This is a genomic window from Pseudomonas putida S13.1.2 (assembly GCF_000498395.2).
Taxonomy (GTDB): Bacteria; Pseudomonadota; Gammaproteobacteria; order Pseudomonadales; family Pseudomonadaceae; genus Aquipseudomonas; species Aquipseudomonas putida_Q.
The window spans coordinates 3616073-3637045 of record NZ_CP010979.1 but is presented as its reverse complement, the minus strand read 5'-3'; the positions used below and the strand labels follow the sequence as shown (position 1 = coordinate 3637045).

Here is a 20973-nt window from a genome sequence, read left to right as displayed (position 1 = left end):
TCTCCAAGTGCCCTGTTCTGGGGCTGGACTAGTCCAGATAGGTAACCTTTGATGCAGCCGATGCCACCGCGTGCGGTAACAGCCATCTGCCATGCCCTGCAGGAGCAGATCGAGCACGGCCTGTTGGCGCCGGGCGGCAAGTTGCCGGCCGAGCGCAAGCTGAGCGAGGTGTTCGACACCACGCGCATCACCCTGCGCGAGGCGCTGGCGCAGCTGGAGGCCCAGGGCATGATCTACCGCGAAGAGCGCCGCGGCTGGTTCGTCGCGCACCAGCGGCTGACCTACGACCTGATCGAGCGCAGTCACTTCCATGCCATGGTCCGCGACCAAGGGCGTGTGGCCAGTACCGAACTCCTGTCGGCACGGCTGCAGCCGGCCTCGGCGGCTATCTGTGCGCGTTTGCAGCTACCGGCGTTGTCCAGTGTGGTGCGCATTTGCCGGTTACGGCGGATTGACGGGCGGGCAGTGCTGTATGCCGAGCACTATCTGAATCCCAGGTATTTCCCGGACATTCTCGAACAGGACCTGGCGCAGTCGCTGACCGAGATTTATGGGCGGGTGTATGGCATCCGGTATGGGCAGGTGTGCTTCGAGATTTTGCCGACGGCGTTGCCTGTGGAGGCGGCAGGGGCGTTGAAGGTGTCGGTGGGCAGCCCGGGGTTGCACATCACCCGGGTCAACAGCGACCAGCATGGGCATCTGATCGACTGTGACCTGGAGTATTGGCGGCATGATGCCATCCGCATTCGTGCCCAAGCCGGTTGATTTTGGATTCTGGGGCTGCTTTGCAGCCCATCGCCGGCAAGCCAGCTCCCACCTTGACTGCATTGGCTTCACGCCCTGTGCAGTACCTGTAGGAGCTGGCTTGCCGGCGATAGGGCCCTAACTGGAGGAACCTGCCTCCGTCATGCCTCCACCCCCGGCGGTCACCACCTGTACCGACAACCGCGGCGTCGCCAGGTCCAGCCCGGCCTCATCCAGCTGCCGCTTCAGCGCCAGGTTGAATGCCCGCGACACTTCCCACTGCTTGATCGGCGCGGTCTTGAACCGTGCCCGCAAGATCGCCGACCCCGACTCGAAACTCTCCACCCCCTGCAGCTCCAGCGGCGACCAGATGTTGCGGCGCATCAACGGGTCGTTGCGCAGCTTTTGCCCGACCTCACGAATCAGGGTGATCGCCCGGTCAATGCTCATGTTGTGCGGGATGGCCACACGGAAGATGGCGTAGCCAAACTCCCGAGAGTAGTTCTTGATGCTCTTGATCTCGCTGAACGGGATGGTGTGCACGATGCCGTCGATGTCTCGCAGGCGTACGGTACGGATGGTCAGCCCCTCGACCGTGCCCAGGTGCCCGCCCACGTCCACGTAGTCGTCGATGGCCAGCGAGTCTTCGATGATGATGAACAACCCGGTGATCAGATCGGCCACCAGCGATTGCGCACCAAAGCCGATGGCCAGGCCGATCACACCGGCACCGGCCAGCAGCGGGGTAACGTTCATGCCCATGTTGGCCAGGGCGACGATCACCGCAATGATGAAGATGACCACGAACAGCACGTTGCGGATCAACGGCATCATGGTTTGTGCGCGGGCGTTGGCCAGGCCCCGGCGCGAACGCACCAGGGCGTGGTGCACGGCGGTGTCGGCAAGGATCCACACCAGCCAGGCGACGATCAGCGTGCCGGCCAGGCCCAGCAGGCGCAGGCTGACTTCGTGGCCATCGCCTTCGGCAAAGCCGATCATCGACAGGCCCCACACCCGCAGCCCCAGCTCGATGAACACCAGCCAGATGAACAGGTGCACCAGCAGGTAGCCGAAGTTGCGCAGGCGTTCGGCATACACCGCCTGGCGCTTGTTGGCGCGCTTGGGGTTGGCCGCGTGGCGGCGCACCAGGCCGTTGAGCACCATGCAAACCACCACCAGCACCGTGCACATCAGCGACTGGCGCAGGGCGGTGCTGGTGTCGCCGGCCGAGACGAAGGTGGCGAACAGCGAGATGGCCACCAGGATCAGCGCCGGGATGAACCAGAAGCTGCCGAGGATCTCGATGGTGTCGCTGAGGGTTCGCCGGGTCAGGCGACGCGCCAGCGGCTGGTTGCGGATCAGGTGGGCTATCGGGCGGCGGAAGCGCAGGATGAACAGCCCGGTGCACAGCGCGGCGATAACGTTGGCCAGGGTCGCCAGGGCATGGGCCAGGTGGGTGCCCAGTGCCACCAGCATGCGCGGGTCGCTCATGGCCTCGCCAAACGCTGCGAAGCTGCCGATCAGCCACAGCGGGCGGAATGCCTGGTGCCGCAGGATATGCAGGGCGCGGTGGCGGTGCGGGCCGTCGAGCAGCGAGAAGGCGATCACGCAGATGGCCGAGAAGCAGGTGCCGACGACCAGTGCGTAGGCCAGCACCATGGCCAGCGATTTACCCAGCGACGGCGGCAGCACAAAGCTCAGGTACACGGTGAACACCAGCGCCACCAGCCATGGGCCGAGCTTGCGCAGGGCAAAGCGCACCAGGTCCCAGGTACGCGGGTGCTGCGGCAGTTCTTCGCTCAGGCCAAAGCGCAGGCGGATGCGGTGGCCGACCCAGTTGAAGGCGTAGGCCAGCACGCTCCACACGGCAATGACGGCGGCAAAGCCGAACAGGATCGCCGGCCACTGGTGCACCGGCACTATCAGTTCGCTCAGTTCGGCCTGGGCTTGGTCGATTTCCGCAGCCCAGCGGTGGAATGGGCTGGCATCGCCGCTGAACTGTTGTTCGAAATCATGCAGCGCGCCGCCGATCAGGCCAAGCACGCCCTGTTCCACGCTGGGCTGCGATTGTTTGGTAGCGTCGCGCAGCTTTTTAAGATCGGCCAGCAGCTTGGCGCGCTGCTGGTCGTTTTCCAGGTTTTTGATCACTTCGTCCAGCGACTTGCCCAGCGGCTCGGTGGCCTCCGGTTGCGCGGGCGCACTGCCGCCCAGCAGGCCGGGCAGGCCCGCTGCCTGTACCGGAGTGATGAACAGCAGCAGGAGAAGGAACAGGTAACGCAGGAGGGCAGGCACGGGCAAATCTACCTCAGGTCAAACGATTGACCGAGTGTAGAGGTTTATGTCGGCAGTTTCTCGAGGATCTTCCAGCAGGTGAGGCCGAAGATGCCCAAGGTGCCGATCCACATCATCAGCACACCAATATTGCGCTCGCGCATGCTGAAGCCGATGGTCAGCAGCATCAGGAACAGGAACACCGGCACGAACAGGGACAGAAACGGGGACATGGACAGCAATCCTTTTGCAGTGGGGCCATGTATCAAGCATAGCGCTTGGCAAGCGAGGCGGGATTGACCTTGAGCAGGCCCGGCCTCTTCGCGGGCTTGCCCGCTCCCACAGGGTCAGCGCAGTTCCCGAAGGTTGTGCGGTCCCTGTGGGAGCGGGCGAGCCCGCGAAGAGGCCGGGCCTGCTTACATCAAGGCAGCTCGCGGCTACGGTAGAAGGCAGTCAGCACCTTCACCAGGTGTGCCAGGTCATGGCTGCCGCACAGCTCACGAATGGAATGCATGGCAAAGGTCGGCAAACCGATATCCACTGTGCGCACGCCCAGGTGGCTGGCTGTGATCGGCCCGATGGTCGAGCCACAGCCCATGTCGCTGCGCACCACAAAGCTTTGCACCGGCACTTCCTCGGCCATGCACAGGTGGCGGAAGAAACCGGCGGTTTCGCTGTTGGTGGCGTAGCGCTGGTTGTTGTTCACCTTGATCACCGGCCCGGCGTTGAGCTTGGGCCCGTGGTTGCCATCGTGCCTGTCGGCGTAGTTGGGGTGCACGCCGTGGGCGTTGTCGGCCGACACCATCAGCGAGCGCTGGATTGTGCGCACGTAGGCGTCGCCATCGGGCAGCAGGCGCTGCAGGGTCTGCTCGAGCATCGGGCCGTCGGCGCCGCAGGCCGAGCTGCTGCCGACTTCTTCGTGGTCGTTGCACACCAGCACGCTGGTTTCATCGCTGTCGGCGGCCAGCAGGGCTTGCAGGCCGGCATAGCACGACAGCAGGTTGTCCAGGCGGGCCCCAGCGATGAAGTCGCCGTTCAGACCGACCAGCGCGGCGTCCTGGGTGTCGTAGAAGCTCAGTTCGTAATCCAGCACCACGTCGGCGATCAGCTCGTGCTCGCGGGCCAGTTGCTCGGTAAGCAGGGCGCGGAAGTCGATGCGTTCGTCACCCGCTACCTGGGCCAGGATGGGCGGCAGCTCGTGCTGCGGGTTGATCGCCCAGCCTTCATTGGCGGTGCGGTTCAGGTGGATGGCCAGGTTGGGGATGATCGCGATCGGCAGCTTGAAATCGATCAGCTGGCTTTCAACCTTGCCGTCACGGCGGTAGGTGACGCGGCCGGCCAGCGAAAGGTCGCGGTCGAACCACGGCGCCAGCAAGGCGCCGCCATACACTTCCACACCCAGTTGCAGGAAGCCCTGGCGCTGCAGCTCGGGCTGCGGCTTGACGCGCAGGCACGGGCTGTCGGTGTGGGCGCCGACCATGCGGATACCGTTCAGCAACGGTGCCTGCTTGCCCAGTTTGATGGCGATGATCGACGAGTCGTTGCGGGTGACGTAGTAGCGGCCACCAGGCACGGTGGCCCAGCTGTCGCGCTCGTCCAGGCGCTGGTAGCCGGCGGCTTCCAGGCGCTGGGCCAGGCTGGCGGTGGCGTGGAAGGGCGTGGGGGAGGCCTTGAGGAAGTCGATAAGGCCGGTATTCAGTGCGTCGCGCATAGCTCACTCCAGACAGCAGTGGCGCGAGTTTAACGCACAATGTCGACAATTTGTGTCTGCATTACACCCTGTAAGAGCAGCCTTGTGCTGCGAAGAGGCCAGTCCCAACAACACAGATAGAGGTTGTTCGCACCGGCCTCTTCGCAGCGCAAGGCTGCTCCTACAGGGGGATGAGGTGCGGCTTAGAAGGGCGCAGGGCACTCGAACTTCAACCGCTCGCCGGACACCGGGTGGGTGAAGCTCAACATGGAGGCATGCAGGCACAGCCGCTCATGGGCTGCCAGCGCTTCGGGGTTGGCATACAGCCGGTCACCCAGCAGCGGGTGGCCGATCGACAGCATGTGCACGCGCAACTGGTGCGAGCGCCCGGTAATCGGCGTCAGCTCAACCCGGCAGTGGTCACCGCAACGCTCGACGATACGCCAGAACGTCAGCGCATGTTTGCCCTGCTCGTGGTCCACCACATGCCGTGGCTTGGTGGGTGGGTCGTAGCGCAGCGGCAGGTCGATACTGCCGCTGTCCAGTGCCGGTTGGCCCCAGCACAGTGCGGTGTAGGCCTTTTCGGTTTCGCGGTCGTGGAACTGGCGCGACAGCTCGCGGTGGCTGTCGGCATCGCGGGCCAGCAGGATGATGCCGGAGGTTTCCCAGTCCAGGCGGTGCACGATCAACGCGTCGGGGTAGCCGTTTTCCTGCAGGCGGGTGATCAGGCAGTCCTTGTTGTCCTCGGCGCGGCCAGGCACCGACAGCAGCAGGGTCGGTTTGTTGATCACCAGGATGGCGGCGTCTTCGTGCAGGATCTGGATATTGGACAGCGGCATTGCGTGGTCTCAGTTAAATCGGGAGAAAAAAGCGGGGCCGCTCTGCGGCCCATTGGCGGCACAAGCCCGCTCCTACAGGGGAACGCGATCCCTTGTAGGAGCGGCCTTGTGCCGCGAATGGGCTGCAAAGCAGCCCCAGCTTTCAGCCAGATCAGCGATCCGGCAGGGTAATGTTCAGCTCCAGAATCGAGCAGCTGCCCTGGTTTTCCAGCTCGATATGCACGTCATCGTTGCCGATGTTCACATACTTGCGGATTACTTCCAGCAGTTCTTTCTGCAGCGCCGGCAGGTAGTCCGGCTCGCTGCGTTGGCCGCGCTCGTGCGCCACGATGATCTGTAGACGCTCTTTCGCTACCGACGCGCTGGTCTGTTTCTGTCTGCCACGAAAGAAGTCAAAAAGGTTCATGGTTTACTTGCCTCCAAACAGGCGCGCGAAGAATCCTTGCTTCGGCACTTCAACAAAACGCAGGGGTTTGTCTTTCCCCAGCAGGCGGTCGACGGTGTCGCTGTACGCCTGGCCAGCATCGCTCTGGTCGTCGAGGATGACCGGGATACCTTGGTTGGAGGCCTTGAGCACAGCCTGGGACTCAGGGATTACGCCCTTGAGCTTGATCGCCAGGATGTCGGTGACGTCATCGATGCTCAGCATTTCGCCGTTGACGACGCGCTCTGGGTTGTAGCGAGTGATCAGCAGGTGTTCCTTGATCGGCTCTTCACCGTTTTCGGAGCGGCGCGATTTGCTCGACAGAATGCCCAGCATGCGGTCCGAGTCACGTACCGAAGAAACCTCAGGGTTGGTCACCACGATAGCTTCATCGGCGAAGTACATCGCCAGGTGGGCACCTTTTTCGATACCGGCCGGCGAGTCGCAGATCACGTATTCGAAATCTTCTTTCAACGCCATCAGCACCTTCTCGACGCCTTCCAGGGTCAGCGCGTCTTTATCGCGGGTCTGGCTGGCGGCAAGTACATACAGGTTCTCGAGGCGCTTGTCCTTGATCAGGGCCTGCTGCAGGTTGGCTTCTTCGTTGACTACGTTGACGAAGTCGTACACCACGCGGCGCTCGCAGCCCATGATCAGGTCGAGGTTACGCAGGCCCACGTCGAAGTCGACGATGACGGTCTTGTGGCCACGCAGTGCGAGGCCGGTACCAATGGCGGCGCTGGTGGTGGTCTTGCCCACACCCCCCTTGCCGGAAGTAACCACGAGAATCTTGGCCAAGGTGTTTCACCCCTAAAATAAGTCGGGACACGTGTCCCGGCAAAAAGCAAAAAAACGGCAACAGTTAAAAAAGTTGCTCTGAAAATGACGGCAAGTATCCGTTAAAGACGGGTGATGTTCAACACATCACCGGACAGGCTGACTTGCACACCGGTGCCCCACAGGGGGTCGCGGCGCAGGTCTTCGCAAACCTTGTACTGGCCGGCGATGGAGACCATTTCGGCGGTCATCTGCTGGCAGAAGATCCGCGCCTTGGTATTGCCTTTGATGCCGGCCAGGGCCCGGCCGCGCATGGCGCCGTACACATGGATGTTGCCATCGGCCAGAAGTTCCGCGCCCGGGCTGACCGAGGCGGTAACGATCAGGTCGCCACCTTGAGCATAGATCTGCTGGCCGCCGCGCACCGGCGCGGTAATGATTCGGGTCGGGCGCACCTCGGGCTCGGGGGCGGGTGGTGGCGCGGGGGCCGGCTCGGGCTTGCGCACGACCTCGGGCTCGGGCTCCAGCGGCCGCTCGCGGGCACCGGATGGCGGCAGCACAGGCAGGTCGATGGCGATGGCGGCGGCGATGTCCTCGATGCGGTTGGCGCGGATGGCCAGGGTACGCAGGCCATGGTGGCGGCAGATGCGCATCAAGCCTGGCAGGTCAATTGCCCCTTCGCCGGCCGGCAGCTTGTCCAGCGCCAGCACCAGTGGCGTATTGCTGAAGAAGTTCGGTGCCTGGGCGACTTTGGCCGCCAGCTGGCGGTCGAGGGCTTCAAGGTCATTGCGCGCCAGCTCCAGCACTGTGATGGCGAGCATGCTGCCCTTGAGCTGGAACACGGAGGCGGTGTCGGGTGTGTGGTTTGGGCTCATGGTCTGCATAGACGACTTGTTGCGAGAAAAGTGCCCTGATTTATAACGAGAACACCGGTTGCCCGCAACATACGCTGATCCGTTGTAGAATGCGCTGCCTTTGTCTTTCCGGAAGCTTCAATGGAACGCCCGCGTTTTCGTCCCTATTTCCTTCACCCAAAGTTCTGGGGCCTGTGGCTGGGCCTGGGCCTGCTGTGGCTGGTGGTCCAGTTGCCGTACCGGGTCCTGTTGAAAGCCGGTGCCGCGTTGGGGGCCGTGATGTATTGCTTTGCCGGCGAACGTCGGCGCATTGCCGCACGCAACCTTGAGCTGTGCTTCCCGGAGCTGTCGGTCGACGAACGGCGGCGTTTGCTCAAGGCCAACTTCGCCTCTACCGGTATCGCCTTCTTCGAAATGGCCATGAGCTGGTGGTGGCCCAAGGCCAGGCTGGCGCGCCTGGCCCATATCGAGGGGCTGGAGCACCTGCAGGCCGCCCAGCAGGCGGGGCAGGGCGCCATCCTCATGGCCGTGCACTTCACCACCCTGGAAATCGGCGCCGCCCTGCTGGGCCAGCAGCACACCATCGACGGCATGTACCGCGAGCACGGCAATGCGCTGTTCGACTTCATTCAGCGCAGTGGCCGCGAGCGGCATAACCTCGACTCGCTGGCGGTGGAGCGCGAGGACGTGCGCGGCATGCTCAAGCTGCTGCGTTCGGGCCGGGCGATCTGGTACGCACCGGACCAGGACTACGGCGCCAAGCAGAGCATTTTCGTGCCGCTGTTCGGCATCCCGGCGGCAACGGTCACCGCAACCACCAAGTTCGCCCGGCTGGGCAAGGCGCAGGTGATTCCGTTCACCCAGAAGCGCCTGGAGGATGGCAGCGGCTATCGTCTGGTAATCCACCCGCCGCTGGCGGACTTCCCCGGCGAAAGCGAAGAGGCCGACTGCCTGCGCATCAACCAGTGGGTCGAGCGTGTGTTGCGCGAGTGCCCCGAGCAGTACCTGTGGGCGCACCGCCGGTTCAAGTCACGGCCCGAGGGTGCGCCGCGGCTGTATGACAAGAAAAAGCGCTGAACTGATTTTACCTGTGCCGGCCTCTTCGCGGGCTTGCCCGCTCCCACAGGCTCGCTACAGGCCCTGGCATTGTGCGGACCTGTGGGAGCGGGCAAGCCCGCGAAGAGGCCGGGCCTGAAAACAGCTGATCCAGGAAGGAAGCGATGGCCCCACCCCCGGTAACCGGTCTTATCCTTTCTGGCGGCGGCGCCCGCGCCGCCTATCAGGTCGGCGTATTGGCCGGCATCGCCGAGCTGCTGCCCGCCGGCGCACATAATCCGTTCCCGGTCATTGTCGGCACCTCTGCCGGTGCCATCAATGCCGTCACCCTGGCCAGCGGCGCCACTCACTTCAACGACGCCGTGCAGCGGCTTACCGCCTTCTGGCAGAACTTTCGCAGCCATCTGGTCATCCGCAGTGACTGGCCCGGCGTTGTCCGCCAGGCCAGCCGTTTCGTCGGCCACAGCCTGCTCGGCTTGGGCGGCCAGGCGCCGGTGGCGCTGCTGGACAGCAGCCCGTTGCGCAGCCTGCTAAAGGCACACCTGAATCTGGATGGCATCACCCATTCCCTGGCCGCCGAGCAGTTACACGCGGTGGCAGTCACCGCCTTTGGCTACGAGTCCGGCCAGGCGGTCACCTTCTACCAGGGGCGTGGCACCATCGAAGCCTGGCTGCGCCACCGCCGAATCGGCGTGCCCACGCCATTGACCATTGACCACCTGCTGGCCAGTGCGGCCATTCCGCTGCTGTTTGCCCCAGTGCAACTGGGCGACGAATTTTACGGTGACGGCGCGGTGCGCCAGTCGGCGCCGATCAGCCCAGCCCTGCACCTGGGCGCCAGCCGGGTGCTGGTGGTGGGGGTCAGTGGTAACCCGCAGCGGCCAGCGCCGCCCTTGCCTACCCGGCGGGTGTTCAGGGGGCAGCAGCCGAGCCTGGCGCAGATCGGTGGGCACTTGCTCAACAGCACGTTCATTGACAGCCTGGAAGACGACATAGAATTGCTGCAGCGGCTCAACCACCTGAGCCGGCTGCTGCCGGCGCACCTGGATGCCCGGCGCCTGGGGCTGGCGCCAGTCGAGGTGCTGGTAGTCGCCCCCAGCCAGCCGTTAGACGAGATCGCCGCCCGGCACCGGCGTGAGCTGCCGGCGGCGTTGCGCCTGTTCCTGCGTGGGCCGGGGGCGACGCGCACCAGCGGGGCGGGGGTGTTGAGCTATCTGCTGTTCGAGGCCAGCTATTGCAGTGAACTGATCGAACTGGGGCGCAAGGATGCCTTGGCCAAGAAGCGGGAGCTGTGCCAGTTCCTGGGAATTTGATGTTGCCTGTACCGGCCTCATCGCCGGCAAGCCAGCTCCCACAGGATTACCACAGCCTTGGGCATTGTGCGGACCTGTGGGAGCTGGCTTGCCGGCGATTGGGCCGAAGCAGGTTTACTCGGCTATCTGCAACTTGCGCGCCTGGGTATACACATACCGCACCTTCTCATACTCGAACGGCGAGTTCAGCTGGCCATAGCGGAAGTTGGTGGTATAGCGCTTGTCCACCACACGCAGGGCAAAAATTTCCGGGTGGTCGGTGCTGGCTTCGGCCACGTTCAGGTAGTTGACCGCCTGCTCGCCCGCATAGTCCACCACCAGCCCGGTGGTGTCGCGCAGGTTCGATGGCCCCAGCACCGGCAGCATCAGGTACGGCCCCTCCGGTACGCCATAGAAGCCCAGGGTCTGGCCAAAGTCTTCACTCTGGCGTGGCAGGCCCATGCTGGTCGCCGGGTCCCATAGCCCACCCACCCCGATCAGGGTGTTGAACATCAGCCGCGCCGTGATCTCGGCCGAACGCTTGGCCTTGAGCTGCAACACGCTGTTGAACAGGTTTGGCACATCGCCCAGGTTGTTGAAGAAGTTGCTCACCCCTGTGCGCACGAAGCGCGGGGTGACGTACTGGTAACCACTCACCAGGGGCAACAGCACCCATTGATCCAGCCGGTAGTTGAAGTGATAGACGCGCCGGTTGATCGACTCCAGCGGGTCATACACGTTCAGCGCTTCCAGGGTTGAGCGCTCGAACTCGCGCTGGTCCAGCCCCGGGTTGAATTTCAGCTCGCGCAGTGGGTCGATGAAGCCATCGGATTCAGGCACCAGCGGCGCGGTACCGGTCACCTGCGGATCGGCCTCGACCACGCTGGCCCGGGGGGCGGTTTCGGCGGCCAGGGTGTGGCCGGCAGCAAGCAGGGCAGTGGCGAAGAGGAGTTTGTTAACCACGGAAGAACTCCAGCATGGCGTCACTGTTGACGCGGTAGTTGAGGTTGCCGCAATGGCCGCCATGGGGGTAGAGGGTAAGCCGCTCACCGAACACCTTGCGCAGGAAACCGATGTCGCCCGGGCCGAGAATGACGTCGTCGGCGTTGTGCATCACGGCGATCTTGTCACTGCCGCGCAGGTAGTCTTCCAGGGCATACAGGCTGACCTGGTTGACCAGCTGCAGGATGCTGTTGCCGTCGGTGCGGGCGCGCCACATCGGGATCACCTGTTCGGTCATGTAGCAGTCGAAGTCGCACTGCAGGGCGCGCTTGAAGAACGGCGTGAGGCTGCTACCTTCGGTGATCGGGAACTTCGGCGGAATGATCAGGCCGCGGCGGTTGATCAGGTCTGAAGTGAAGGCAATGTCGGCTGCCGAGAAACGGAACGAAGTACCGATCAGCATGGCCATCTGTTCGTTGGACAGGTGCTGTTTGGACTGCTGGAAGTCATACAGCAGGGCGTCGTTCAGGTCGATGTAGCCTTTGTCCTGGAAGTACCGCGTCAACTTGGTCAGCATCAGCTCATAGAAGGTGGTGCTGCGGTCGATGCCCTTGACCTGGGTTTGCACCAGCTTGTCGAGGTTGTTGATCGAGGTGTACAGGTTGACCGGTGGGTTCAGCAGCAGCACACGCTTGAAGTTGAAGCTGCGGCGGGTTTCGTCCAGGTGGCTGACGAAAGCGGCATCGAGTGCACCCAGGCTGTAGCCGGTGAGGTAGAACTCGCTGACCGGCAGACGTGGGTGTTGGGCGCGCACGGCCTGCATGACCCGGTACATGTCTTCGGCGTCTTCCTGGCTGACGCCGGGGGTGGCAAAGCGCGAGGCGGCACTCATGAAGTCGTAGCTGGTGGGCGATGACAGTTGCACCACGTGGAAGCCGCCCTGGTAGAACAGCTTCTTCAGGTATTCATTGATGCTGCTGCTGTACGGCGCACCAGTGCCGGCGATGATGAAGATCAGCGGCGCCTCGTGATCCTGGCGGGCCAGGCGGTACTTGAGCTTTTTCACCGCCCAGAAATTATCGGGCAAGGTGAACTCACGCTCCGGGCGCAGGTTCAGGCTGTAGTCCGACTGGCTGATTTCATCGTCGCTGGGCAGGGTCGGGCGCTGGTCCGGCGGCGTGGTGGCGATAGTCGCCTCGAACGGGTTGGTCAAGGGGTAGCCGTAGCTGGCAGCGTCGATATCCCGCGCTGAAGCGGCCACCGCCATGAGCAGGCTACCGAGCACGGCAGCGAGGCGCAAAGATCGAAGCATGTAATCCCCCAAAAGAACGCAAGGTCGAGCAGTGTGCAGGCTAGGACCACATGCAACCGGGCAAAGTTGCCAGTCGCGGTGGCCTTTGGTGTGCTTGTTATCTGCAACATAGCTGCAGGGTTGGGATTTTGCCTTACAACCGGGCATAAGCGATCATGGATGCTTTCGATTACCGCTATTGGAGAACAGGATGTCTCGTTCGCTGCCGGCTGCGCTGCTGGTGCTGTTTCTGGGGCTGTGGCTCGCTGCCAGCTATGGCGTGCGCTATGTGCTGATGGAGGATGGTCAGTGGGTTGGGCTGTGCACGGTGCCAGCGGCGTACTGGCAGTGCGAGGTGCGCTCGCTGCTGGGGCTGGGCATTCACCATCAGGTGCTGGCCTGGAGCGGGCTGGGCCTGGCGCTGCTGGCGCAGTTCGTGCCCGCGCGGGCCGGCTGGTGGCTGGCGGTGTTGGCATTGGTATTCGCGGTGCCGGCGCTGGTGCTGTATACCGCCAGCATTGCCGTGTTTGCGCTGGTGTTAGCGGGGTTGCGCCTTGTAAGAGCAGGTGAAGCTACCCGGCCCCTGTAGGAGCGGCCTTGTGTCGCGATGGGCCGCAGAGCGGCCCCGGCAATCTTCGCCACTCCCAGAATCCCGGGGCCGCTCTGCGGCCCATCGCGACACAAGGCCGCTCCTACAGGTAGGTGTGTTTTCAGGGTTTTTGAGTAAGTCGCAAGCTGCGCCACAATGCCGCTGTCATCAACACACTCACCACCGCCCAACCCCAGGCCTGCTGGTTTTCCAGCCCTTCCACGAACAACTGCGGCGCCACCCCGGCCCCGACAATAAACGCCAGCAACGCCACCTCCGCACGCCGTGCCCGCACCGGCCACAGCACATAGACCAGCGCCGGCAAGGCCAGCGCGGCGCTGGGGAAGCTGCGGTAGCGTGGGTCGAACACCATCGCCAGCATGCTCACCGCCGCAGCAAAGCCCGCCGCCAGCAACAGCCAGCCGGCACGCGCCTGCAGCCAGGCAAACCAACGCTCGCGCCAACCGGCCCGCTGCGCCAATGCCAGCAGCCCATGGGCCAGCACCAGCAGGTTCAGCCCCGCCAGCGCAACAGCCCACAGCCACTCCCCGGCAAAGCGTGCATGGGTGCGCATCAGCTCACCCCACAAGCCCAGGCAACCCGCGCCAAAGGCCGCCAGCAATGGCAGCAACAATGCCGCCTGCGGGCTGGCGGGCCGCCCGGCGAGCAACAACATGGCCGCCATCAACAGTGCACTGGCCAGCAGCCACTGTGGCCAGTACTGCAGGTTGCTCACCGGCCCTTCCAGTACGCCCTTGTCTTGCCGGTCGGCATCGTAGAGCCCCCAGTAACCGCCTACCGCCCCTTCATTGGCGCGCTTCCACGGCTGGTCAAACGCTTCGATCAGGTTGTAGTGCCAACCGTTGCTCTCGGCCATGGCCACAAAGCCACGGATGAACCGCGCCTCGTTGACCCGGCTGGGCACCGCGGTCTCGCGTTGGCGGCCTTCGCTGGGCCAGCCGGTTTCGCCAATCAGGATGTCTTTGGGCGCAAAGCGCGTGCCGAATACCCGGCGCACATCGGCCACGTGGGCCAGTGCATCGTCGATGCCGCGCGGGTCGTCTTCCCAGTAGGGCAGCAGGTGAATGGTCAAAAAGTCCACTGCTGGCGCCACCTGCGGGTGCTGCAGCCAGAACTCCCACACATCTGCGTAGGTCACCGGTACCTTCACCTGGCTTTTCACCCGGGCGATCAGCTTGGCCAGGTGCGTGCCGGTGACTTCCTTGCGCAGCAACGTCTCGTTGCCCACGATCACCGCGCTGACCACGTCGGGGTTGGCGTTGGCGGTGGCGATCAGCAGGTCGATTTCCCTGTCGGTGTCGGCCGGGTGAGCGTTGACCCAGGCGCCCAGCATCACTTTCAACCCATGCTTGCGGGCCAGCGCCGGGATTGCCTCAAGGCCGGTCATGGAATAGGTGCGGATGCACTGGAATCGCTCAGCCAGCAAGGCAAGGTCGGCGTCCATGCGTGCCGGGCGCAGGCGAAACGGCTGGTCGTAGGGCGACTGGTCCTTGTCGAACGGCGTGTAGGACGCACATTGCAACTTGTGCGTCGGGCTGGCCGCATCGGGCAGGTGCACCGGCTTGCCAAGCCCGTACCAGAGCCCGGCGAGCCCGAGCAGGGCCAACAGGCAGGCAAGCAGGTAAAGCGGCAGCAACAGGCGGGCAGAACTGGGCATCGGGCGGTCCATCGTCAGGCGCAAAAGGGTAGATAGTAGCCCGGCGCCAAAGCTTTGGCATGCAAGGATCGCGCAGGCGGGTGTAGGCTGATGACGTTAATGGCACAGTGCTGTCGCATATGGGGCGGGTGCAGGTCGCAGCTGGATCAGGTCGACCTGTGTTGCAGGAAGATGATGCAATCTCCAAGACCTGACGAGGGGATGCTTTGATGGCAACTTTGAAAAAAATGCGACGTTTCCTGGGTGTGGGCACCGCCCTGGTAATGGCCATGAGCGCTGCACAGGCAATGGCTAAAGAAGTAAGCATTGGTTACGTGGATGGTTGGGCCGACAGCGTGGCGACCACCAACGTGGCCGCCGAAGTGATCAAGCAAAAGCTCGGCTACGACGTGAAGTTGCAGGCCGTGGCCACGGGGATCATGTGGCAGGGTGTGGCAACCGGCAAGCTCGATGCCATGTTGTCGGCCTGGTTGCCGGTGACCCATGGTGAGTACTGGGCCAAGAACAAGGACAACGTGGTCGACTACGGCGCCAACTTCAAGGACGCCAAGATCGGCCTGATCGTGCCCGAATACGTCAAGGCGGCGAGCATTGCCGACCTCAAGACCGATAGCACCTTCAAGCAGAAGATTGTCGGCATCGACGCAGGCTCCGGCGTGATGCTCAAGACCGACCAGGCGATCAAGGACTACGACCTGACCGGCTACAAGTTGCAGGCCAGTTCGGGCGCGGCGATGACGGCGGAGCTGGGCCGTGCCTACGCCAAGCAGCAGTCGATTGCAGTGACCGGCTGGGTCCCGCACTGGATGTTCGCCAAGTGGAAGCTCAAGTTCCTCGAAGACCCGAAAGGGGTGTATGGCGCCGCAGAAACCGTGAACAGCATCGGCAGCAAGGAACTGGCCACCAAGGCACCGGAAGTGGCGGAGTTCCTGAAAAAGTTCAGCTGGCAGTCCAAGGACGAGATTGGCGAGGTGATGCTGGCGATCCAGGAAGGGGCCAAGCCTGAAGCGGCGGCCAAGGATTGGGTAGCCAAGCACCCTGATCGTGTGAAGGAGTGGACTGGCAAGTAATCACTCTCAAGGGCCAGTTCAGCTTGTTCGCGGGCTCGCCCGCTCCCACAGGGACATCACTGCCCTCAGGCCTTGTGATGCCCCTGTGGAAGCGGGCGACCCCGCGAATGGGCCCTGACTTTGTTACGCAATCGGTAAAACACCGTTGCATCTAAGACTAAGGTCGTCTGGTTGCCGTCCAACAGCCGCATAAAGTAAGGGTGTGGGTTTTATCCCCTACCTGTGCTGCTAGGACAAAAACAATGAACGACAGCATTTACCTCTCGATACAAAACAGCCCCCGTTTCAAGGAGCTGGTGACCAAACGCGAACGGTTCGCCTGGATTCTCTCGGCGATCATGCTCGGCCTGTATTGCGGCTTCATCCTCCTGATCGCCTACGGTCCTCATCTGCTGGGCGCCAAGCTCAGCCCTGAGTCGTCGATTACCTGGGGCATTCCCCTGGGCGTCGGCCTGATCGTTTCGGCATTTGTCCTGACCGCCATCTACGTACGCCGCGCCAACGGCGAATTCGATGAGCTGAACAAGGCCATCCTCAAGGAGGCGCAACAATGATTCGCCACGCCAAAGCCCTGGCCGTACTGGCCTGCGGAGCCTTTGCACCCGCCGTGTGGGCAGCCGATGCCCTGACCGGCGAGGTGCAGAAACAGCCGCTGAACGTTGCCGCGATCGCCATGTTCGTGGCCTTCGTCGCCTTCACCCTCGGTATCACCTACTGGGCCTCCAAACGCAACAAGTCGGCGGCGGACTACTACGCTGCCGGTGGCAAGATCACCGGTTTCCAGAACGGCCTGGCGATTGCCGGCGACTACATGTCGGCTGCATCGTTCCTGGGTATTTCCGCGCTGGTGTTCACCTCTGGCTACGACGGCCTGATCTACTCGATCGGCTTTTTGGTCGGCTGGCCCATCATCCTCTTCCTGATCGCCGAACGCCTGCGCAACCTGGGCAAGTACACCTTTGCCGACGTGGCCTCGTACCGCCTCGGGCAGAAGGAAATCCGTACCCTGTCGGCCTCCGGTTCGCTGGTGGTGGTGGCGTTCTACCTGATCGCGCAAATGGTCGGTGCCGGTAAGCTGATCGAACTGCTGTTCGGCCTGGACTACCACGTCGCGGTGATCCTGGTGGGTATCCTGATGTGCCTGTATGTGCTGTTCGGCGGCATGCTGGCTACCACCTGGGTACAGATCATCAAGGCCGTGCTGCTGCTGTCCGGTGCCAGCTTCATGGCACTGATGGTGATGAAGCACGTAGGCTTCGACTTCAACACCCTGTTCTCGGAAGCGATCAAGGTGCACAGCAAGGGTGAGGCGATCATGAGCCCGGGCGGCCTGGTCAAGGACCCGATCTCGGCCTTCTCGCTGGGCCTGGCACTGATGTTCGGTACCGCCGGCCTGCCTCACATCCTGATGCGCTTCTTCACCGTCAGTGACGCCAAGGAAGCGCGCAAGAGCGTGCTGTACGCCACCGGCTTCATCGGCTACTTCTACATCCTCACCTTCATTATCGGCTTTGGCGCGATCCTGCTGGTCAGCACCAACCCGGACTTCAAGGACGCCGCCGGCGCCCTGTTGGGCGGCAACAACATGGCAGCGGTGCACCTGGCCGATGCCGTGGGTGGCAGCATCTTCCTCGGCTTCATTTCGGCAGTGGCATTCGCCACCATCCTGGCGGTGGTTGCCGGCCTGACCCTGGCCGGTGCCTCGGCGGTGTCCCACGACCTTTACGCCAGCGTATGGCGCAAGGGCAAGGCCAACGACAAGGACGAGATCCGCGTGTCGAAGATCACCACCATCGCCTTGGGCGTGCTGGCGATCGGCCTGGGCATCCTGTTCGAGAAGCAGAACATCGCCTTCATGGTCGGCCTGGCGTTCTCCATCGCCGCCAGCTGCAACTTCCCTGTGCTGCTGCTTTCGATGTACTGGAAGAAACTGACCACCCGCGGCGCCATGATCGGCGGCTGGCTGGGCCTGGTGAGCGCGGTGACGCTGATGATCCTCGGCCCGACCATCTGGGTGCAGATCCTCGGCCACGAGAAGCCGATCTATCCGTACGAGTACCCGGCGCTGTTCTCGATGGCCATTGCCTTCGTCAGCATCTGGTTCTTCTCGGTCACTGACAAGTCCAAGGCTGCCGACGACGAGCGTGCGCTGTTCTACCCGCAGTTCGTGCGTTCGCAGACTGGCCTGGGTGCCAGCGGGGCGGTTTCCCACTAACGCTTTGGCGCAGTAACACAACGCCCCGCCAGCCGGGGCGTTGTGCATTGTGCAGTGTCAATTTGCGTGCGCTCGGAAATTTCCGAGGCTCGCTCGGAAGCATCCTGGTTATCCCGTCGCACACTTCCCCAATACTTCTCCTCCCCTGCCGGGCTCACCCCGGCAGGCCTGTTTACCTTCAAGGAGAATCTATTCGTGAAACGCACGTTACTTGCCCTTCCCCTGGCCCTGTTGTTCGTGGGCGCCGCCCATGCCGTCGACCCGATCGAGAAACAGGTGCAAATTGTCGCCCAGGTGCCGACCGATGCCTTCTATGTCGAGCCGGTAGGTGGCAACTGGATGAACGATCCGCAGGAAATGGCCTGGAACTCCTTTCAAGGCAAGCTCGACCCGATCCGCAAGCAACTGCAGGTCAAGAGCACCATCGGCCCGATCAGTGCCTATTTGGTTTCTCCGGCAGTGATCGCCAGCGGCGTCAACAACATCGGCCTGAACGTCACGGTCGGCGACACCGTGCTGCAAACCGTCCCGGCCGAGGTGGTCAACGCCGCCCAGGCGGCACCAGGCGCAGTCATCGGTTTCCATGTCGAAGCCCAGCCTGCACCTCCTGCGGGTTATGAGCCGGGCAACTACCAAGGCCTGGTCAGCATGGTCTTCGAAACCGCCGCCCCTTAATACTTCGGTCATCCACAGTGCCTGCCCTGGCCCTCGCCCGTGACGAGGGGGGGCAGGTCATGCCTGCAAGCGATCCCCATGTCCCGACAATCCTCCAATGCCGCCTTGCGCTGCTGGCTACCCCTGGCTGCCAGCATGGCCCTGTGGGCCGGCATGTGCCACGGCGCGGGCAGCGCCCTGGGGCCGGTCAAGGGCCTGCCGCGCGAATTCGAGGCGCATTTCTTCGATGTCCCCCTGGCCGTGCGGGTTGACCTGGACGGCCGCTACCTCGGTGATGCCATGGTAGTGCTCAGCCGTGACCAGCGGGTGCTGTTGCTGGAATTCACCGAGACTTTCGACAGCCGCGAACCCGAGAGCCTGCGTCGGCTCTGGCGCGAGCGCCTGGTCGATGGCCGCCCCCTGGGCGACTGTCAGGCAGCCTGCCCGGATGGCTTGCGAGCCATCCACTACAGCCTGGCCAACTCCCAGCTTTCGTTGCTGACCGACCGTGCCGAAGCGGTGGCCACTGCCGAACGTTTTCATCGCCTGCCAGAGCAGGGCAGCCATGGCCTGTTGCTGCGCAACCAGCTCAACCTGGTCAATGATGGTGTGGCTACCAGTGGCCGCTATGCCTTGCAGGGGCAGGGCAGTGTCGGCCAGTGGACGGCGCTGGCTGACGGCCAGCTCGACCGCGGCAGCGACAGCCGCGAGGGCACCCGTTACCGGGTCGACCAGCTGTACGGCGAGCGCCTGGTCGAGGACCATTTCTACCGCCTGGGGTACTTCACCCCCAGCGCCCAAGGCCTCACCCGCCAACCCCGGTTGATGGGCGCCAGCCCCGACACCACCGTGGGCCTGATGTTCGGCAGCAGCGACAGCCTGCTGATCGACAACGCCGCACCCAGTGCCACGCCCATTCATGTCACCCCTAACCGCCCGGCCGTGGCGGAGATCTACCGCAACGGCGTGCTGATCAACAGCCAACCGGTGCAACCCGGGCTGCAAACCCTCGATACCAAGGTGCTGCCCGGCGGCATCTACGAGGTCGAGGTGCGTCTGGTCGAGGATGGCCAGGTGAGCTCGCGCAGCCAGGCGTTTGTCTACAAGCCCGGCAACTGGCGCAGCACTGACGCGCCTTGGCGCTACAACCTGTACGTGGGGCGCCAGAGCAGCCAGCTCAGCAACTGGCAAGATACCCATGACGACAGCCTGGCCGCGGGTGTGCTGGCCAACTACCTGTTGCACCCCAGGGCAATTGTCGGCTTGTCCGCCCAGCGTCTCGACGATGCCATGCAATACGGCACGTCCCTGGACTGGGATGTGCGCGACCGGTTCAAGCTGTATGGCAACCTGTTCCAGGCTCAAGGCCACGGCAGCGGCTATGACCTTCAGCTGATCCATGCCTATGAGCGCGGCTCGCTGGTCGCCAGCCATAGCCGTAGCTGGCTGACCCGCAGCTACCCGGACCGTCGCGACGACGCGTCAACACGGCCGTTCCAGGCGCGCCAGACGCAATCTGCGTTGTCGCTCAGCCACCGTCTCGACCCCCGCAATACCGCCAGCGTGCGCCTGTCCCACAGCAGTGGCAGCGACGCAGGCACCGGCATTGACCTGGGCTGGGCCTACTACGGGCGCCTGCTTGGCTCCGATGCCAACTGGCGGCTGTCGCTGTTCGACCGGCCGGGCAACAGCGGCACCGGTGACGCACGCAGCCGCGGCGTCAACCTGAGCCTGAGCATGAGCCTGGGTGGCGGTGGCCGCCGCTTTTCCGCCAGCATTGGCAGCCGCACTTCACGTGATGGCGGGCGTGACCTCAACACGTCGCTGGGTTATCAGCAGGACGTCGAGCTTGGGCCGTTGCGCAGCGTCGGCGCCACCCTCAGCGCCGACCGTTATGGTGCGGGGCTGGGCGCCGACACCCAGTTCGAGAACCAGGCAATGCACGGTGACGCCTACCTGCTGCGCTCTTCTTACAACGGTGAGTTCACCGGCGGGCTGAACCTGGAAAGCCTGGTGGCGGTGGGCGCCGGCAAGGCGGCGGTGAGCGGCCAGTACATGACGCACCAGGCAGCGCTGATCGTTGATGTGGATACCGACATTGAAGACCTGAAGCTGCGTGCCGACGACGCGCTAGGTGTCGACCTGCACCCGGGACGCAACATTATCCCGGTCACGGCCTACAAGGCCGGTCACGTGCAGTTCGATTTCGAGGGGCACGCGGCCACTGCCGCCGTGATACAGCCGTCGAGCCTGGACTACCACCTGAACCGCGGCGGCATCGATTACCGCCAGGTGCGCGTACTGCGCACGGTCACCGTGCTGGGGCGGTTGCTCGATGGCCAGGGCCAGCCGCTGCGCGGAGCCCAGGTAATCAACCATGCCAGCCGCAGTGTCAGCGAAGCCGATGGCTTCTTCGCGGTGGAAATGAGCGAAGCGACGCCAACCCTGGAAATTCGTCAGCGTGGCCAGCCACTGTGCCTGTTGCGGCTGGACCTGGACGGCCTGACGCGTGAGGGCGAGGTGCTGCTGGCCGGCGACCAACCTTGCCTGCCCGAGGTTGCCGCGCGTTTTTAGTGTTTTTCAGAAA

General features: G+C 63.6%; 19 protein-coding genes. 9 read left to right on the top strand and 10 right to left on the bottom strand.

Translation table 11 applies throughout. From position 1 onward, the window contains the following. The first annotated feature begins 51 nt into the window (after positions 1–51). The gene (locus tag N805_RS16015) at positions 52–765 is read left to right on the top strand and encodes a UTRA domain-containing protein (RefSeq protein ID WP_019473210.1); all 714 of its coding nucleotides are present in this window, start codon (positions 52–54) and stop codon (positions 763–765) included. 117 nt (positions 766–882) lie between these two features. Here N805_RS16015 and N805_RS16010 read toward each other — a convergent pair whose 3' ends face one another. From N805_RS16010 to minC, 7 genes are all read right to left on the bottom strand, one after another. Next, positions 883–3036, bottom strand: a complete 2154-nt coding sequence (locus tag N805_RS16010; RefSeq protein WP_026034586.1) for a mechanosensitive ion channel family protein — start codon at positions 3034–3036, stop codon at positions 883–885. Between the two features lie 44 nt (positions 3037–3080). After that, on the bottom strand, positions 3081–3248 hold the full coding sequence (locus tag N805_RS30805) for a hypothetical protein (RefSeq protein ID WP_016501052.1): 168 nt from the start codon (positions 3246–3248) through the stop codon (positions 3081–3083). Between the two features lie 188 nt (positions 3249–3436). Then, the gene (locus tag N805_RS16005) at positions 3437–4726 is read right to left on the bottom strand and encodes a M18 family aminopeptidase (RefSeq protein ID WP_019472566.1); all 1290 of its coding nucleotides are present in this window, start codon (positions 4724–4726) and stop codon (positions 3437–3439) included. A gap of 182 nt (positions 4727–4908) precedes the next feature. After that, positions 4909–5544, bottom strand: coding sequence for an RluA family pseudouridine synthase (locus tag N805_RS16000; RefSeq protein WP_019472567.1), 636 nt, complete (start codon positions 5542–5544; stop codon positions 4909–4911). A gap of 151 nt (positions 5545–5695) precedes the next feature. Then, the gene (gene minE, locus N805_RS15995) at positions 5696–5950 is read right to left on the bottom strand and encodes a cell division topological specificity factor MinE (protein ID WP_003252572.1); all 255 of its coding nucleotides are present in this window, start codon (positions 5948–5950) and stop codon (positions 5696–5698) included. A gap of 3 nt (positions 5951–5953) precedes the next feature. Further along, positions 5954–6766: a septum site-determining protein MinD gene (minD, locus tag N805_RS15990; RefSeq protein ID WP_016501049.1), complete on the bottom strand. Its 813-nt coding sequence runs from the start codon at positions 6764–6766 to the stop codon at positions 5954–5956. Between the two features lie 101 nt (positions 6767–6867). Beyond that, on the bottom strand, positions 6868–7629 hold the full coding sequence (minC, locus tag N805_RS15985; RefSeq protein ID WP_028614185.1) for a septum site-determining protein MinC: 762 nt from the start codon (positions 7627–7629) through the stop codon (positions 6868–6870). A gap of 111 nt (positions 7630–7740) precedes the next feature. On the opposite strand from minC, the gene N805_RS15980 reads away from it, so the two are divergent. Next, the gene (locus tag N805_RS15980; protein ID WP_016485325.1) at positions 7741–8676 is read left to right on the top strand and encodes a lipid A biosynthesis lauroyl acyltransferase; all 936 of its coding nucleotides are present in this window, start codon (positions 7741–7743) and stop codon (positions 8674–8676) included. Positions 8677–8819: 143 nt separating this feature from the next. Next, positions 8820–9968 (top strand): patatin-like phospholipase family protein, encoded by a 1149-nt coding sequence (locus N805_RS15975; protein ID WP_019472912.1) that lies wholly within the window; start codon positions 8820–8822, stop codon positions 9966–9968. A gap of 114 nt (positions 9969–10082) precedes the next feature. Here the strand turns inward: N805_RS15975 and N805_RS15970 are convergent, their stop codons facing one another. Both N805_RS15970 and N805_RS15965 read right to left on the bottom strand, forming a co-directional pair. Beyond that, positions 10083–10829 carry a VacJ family lipoprotein gene (locus tag N805_RS15970; protein ID WP_046811378.1) on the bottom strand — a complete coding sequence of 249 codons (747 nt, stop codon included), beginning with the start codon at positions 10827–10829 and terminating at the stop codon, positions 10083–10085. A 73-nt stretch (positions 10830–10902) separates the two neighbouring features. Then, positions 10903–12201: a serine/threonine protein kinase gene (locus tag N805_RS15965; protein WP_028614186.1), complete on the bottom strand. Its 1299-nt coding sequence runs from the start codon at positions 12199–12201 to the stop codon at positions 10903–10905. 190 nt (positions 12202–12391) lie between these two features. Between N805_RS15965 and N805_RS15960 the strand changes: the two genes are divergently transcribed. Beyond that, positions 12392–12769 (top strand): hypothetical protein, encoded by a 378-nt coding sequence (locus tag N805_RS15960; RefSeq protein WP_028614187.1) that lies wholly within the window; start codon positions 12392–12394, stop codon positions 12767–12769. A 121-nt stretch (positions 12770–12890) separates the two neighbouring features. On the opposite strand, the gene N805_RS15955 is transcribed toward N805_RS15960, so the two are convergent. Next, on the bottom strand, positions 12891–14459 hold the full coding sequence (locus N805_RS15955; protein WP_019473850.1) for a beta-1,6-glucan synthase: 1569 nt from the start codon (positions 14457–14459) through the stop codon (positions 12891–12893). Between the two features lie 197 nt (positions 14460–14656). Here N805_RS15955 and N805_RS15950 point away from each other — a divergent pair, with 197 nt between their 5' ends. The 5 genes from N805_RS15950 to N805_RS15930 all read left to right on the top strand — a co-directional run bounded on the left by N805_RS15950 (position 14657) and on the right by N805_RS15930 (position 20960). Next, entirely contained in the window at positions 14657–15517 is an 861-nt protein-coding gene (locus N805_RS15950; protein ID WP_019473849.1) for a glycine betaine ABC transporter substrate-binding protein, read from the top strand. Between the two features lie 242 nt (positions 15518–15759). Beyond that, positions 15760–16071 (top strand): DUF485 domain-containing protein, encoded by a 312-nt coding sequence (locus N805_RS15945; RefSeq protein WP_019473848.1) that lies wholly within the window; start codon positions 15760–15762, stop codon positions 16069–16071. Next, positions 16068–17732, top strand: a complete 1665-nt coding sequence (locus tag N805_RS15940; protein ID WP_016485333.1) for a cation acetate symporter — start codon at positions 16068–16070, stop codon at positions 17730–17732. The genes N805_RS15945 and N805_RS15940 overlap by 4 nt, the downstream gene beginning before the upstream one ends. A gap of 195 nt (positions 17733–17927) precedes the next feature. After that, complete coding sequence (locus N805_RS15935) at positions 17928–18407, top strand: CS1 type fimbrial major subunit (protein ID WP_019473847.1); 480 nt, start codon at positions 17928–17930, stop codon at positions 18405–18407. A 78-nt stretch (positions 18408–18485) separates the two neighbouring features. Continuing rightward, complete coding sequence (locus N805_RS15930) at positions 18486–20960, top strand: CS1-pili formation C-terminal domain-containing protein (protein ID WP_028614188.1); 2475 nt, start codon at positions 18486–18488, stop codon at positions 20958–20960. Positions 20961–20973: the final 13 nt, after the last annotated feature.

Excerpts from the sequence above, each read along its gene's own strand:
- minC (WP_028614185.1), bottom strand. The coding sequence starts at position 7,629 with ATGCAGACCATGAGCCCAAACCACACACCCGACACCGCCTCCGTGTTC.
- N805_RS15960 (WP_028614187.1), top strand. The coding sequence starts at position 12,392 with ATGTCTCGTTCGCTGCCGGCTGCGCTGCTGGTGCTGTTTCTGGGGCTG.
- N805_RS15945 (WP_019473848.1), top strand. The coding sequence starts at position 15,760 with ATGAACGACAGCATTTACCTCTCGATACAAAACAGCCCCCGTTTCAAG.
- N805_RS15950 (WP_019473849.1), top strand. The coding sequence starts at position 14,657 with ATGGCAACTTTGAAAAAAATGCGACGTTTCCTGGGTGTGGGCACCGCC.
- N805_RS15940 (WP_016485333.1), top strand. The coding sequence starts at position 16,068 with ATGATTCGCCACGCCAAAGCCCTGGCCGTACTGGCCTGCGGAGCCTTT.
- N805_RS15975 (WP_019472912.1), top strand. The coding sequence starts at position 8,820 with ATGGCCCCACCCCCGGTAACCGGTCTTATCCTTTCTGGCGGCGGCGCC.
- N805_RS15980 (WP_016485325.1), top strand. The coding sequence starts at position 7,741 with ATGGAACGCCCGCGTTTTCGTCCCTATTTCCTTCACCCAAAGTTCTGG.
- N805_RS16005 (WP_019472566.1), bottom strand. The coding sequence starts at position 4,726 with ATGCGCGACGCACTGAATACCGGCCTTATCGACTTCCTCAAGGCCTCC.
- minE (WP_003252572.1), bottom strand. The coding sequence starts at position 5,950 with ATGAACCTTTTTGACTTCTTTCGTGGCAGACAGAAACAGACCAGCGCG.
- N805_RS15930 (WP_028614188.1), top strand. The coding sequence starts at position 18,486 with ATGTCCCGACAATCCTCCAATGCCGCCTTGCGCTGCTGGCTACCCCTG.
- N805_RS15965 (WP_028614186.1), bottom strand. The coding sequence starts at position 12,201 with ATGCTTCGATCTTTGCGCCTCGCTGCCGTGCTCGGTAGCCTGCTCATG.
- N805_RS16000 (WP_019472567.1), bottom strand. The coding sequence starts at position 5,544 with ATGCCGCTGTCCAATATCCAGATCCTGCACGAAGACGCCGCCATCCTG.
- N805_RS30805 (WP_016501052.1), bottom strand. The coding sequence starts at position 3,248 with ATGTCCCCGTTTCTGTCCCTGTTCGTGCCGGTGTTCCTGTTCCTGATG.
- N805_RS15955 (WP_019473850.1), bottom strand. The coding sequence starts at position 14,459 with ATGGACCGCCCGATGCCCAGTTCTGCCCGCCTGTTGCTGCCGCTTTAC.
- N805_RS16015 (WP_019473210.1), top strand. The coding sequence starts at position 52 with ATGCAGCCGATGCCACCGCGTGCGGTAACAGCCATCTGCCATGCCCTG.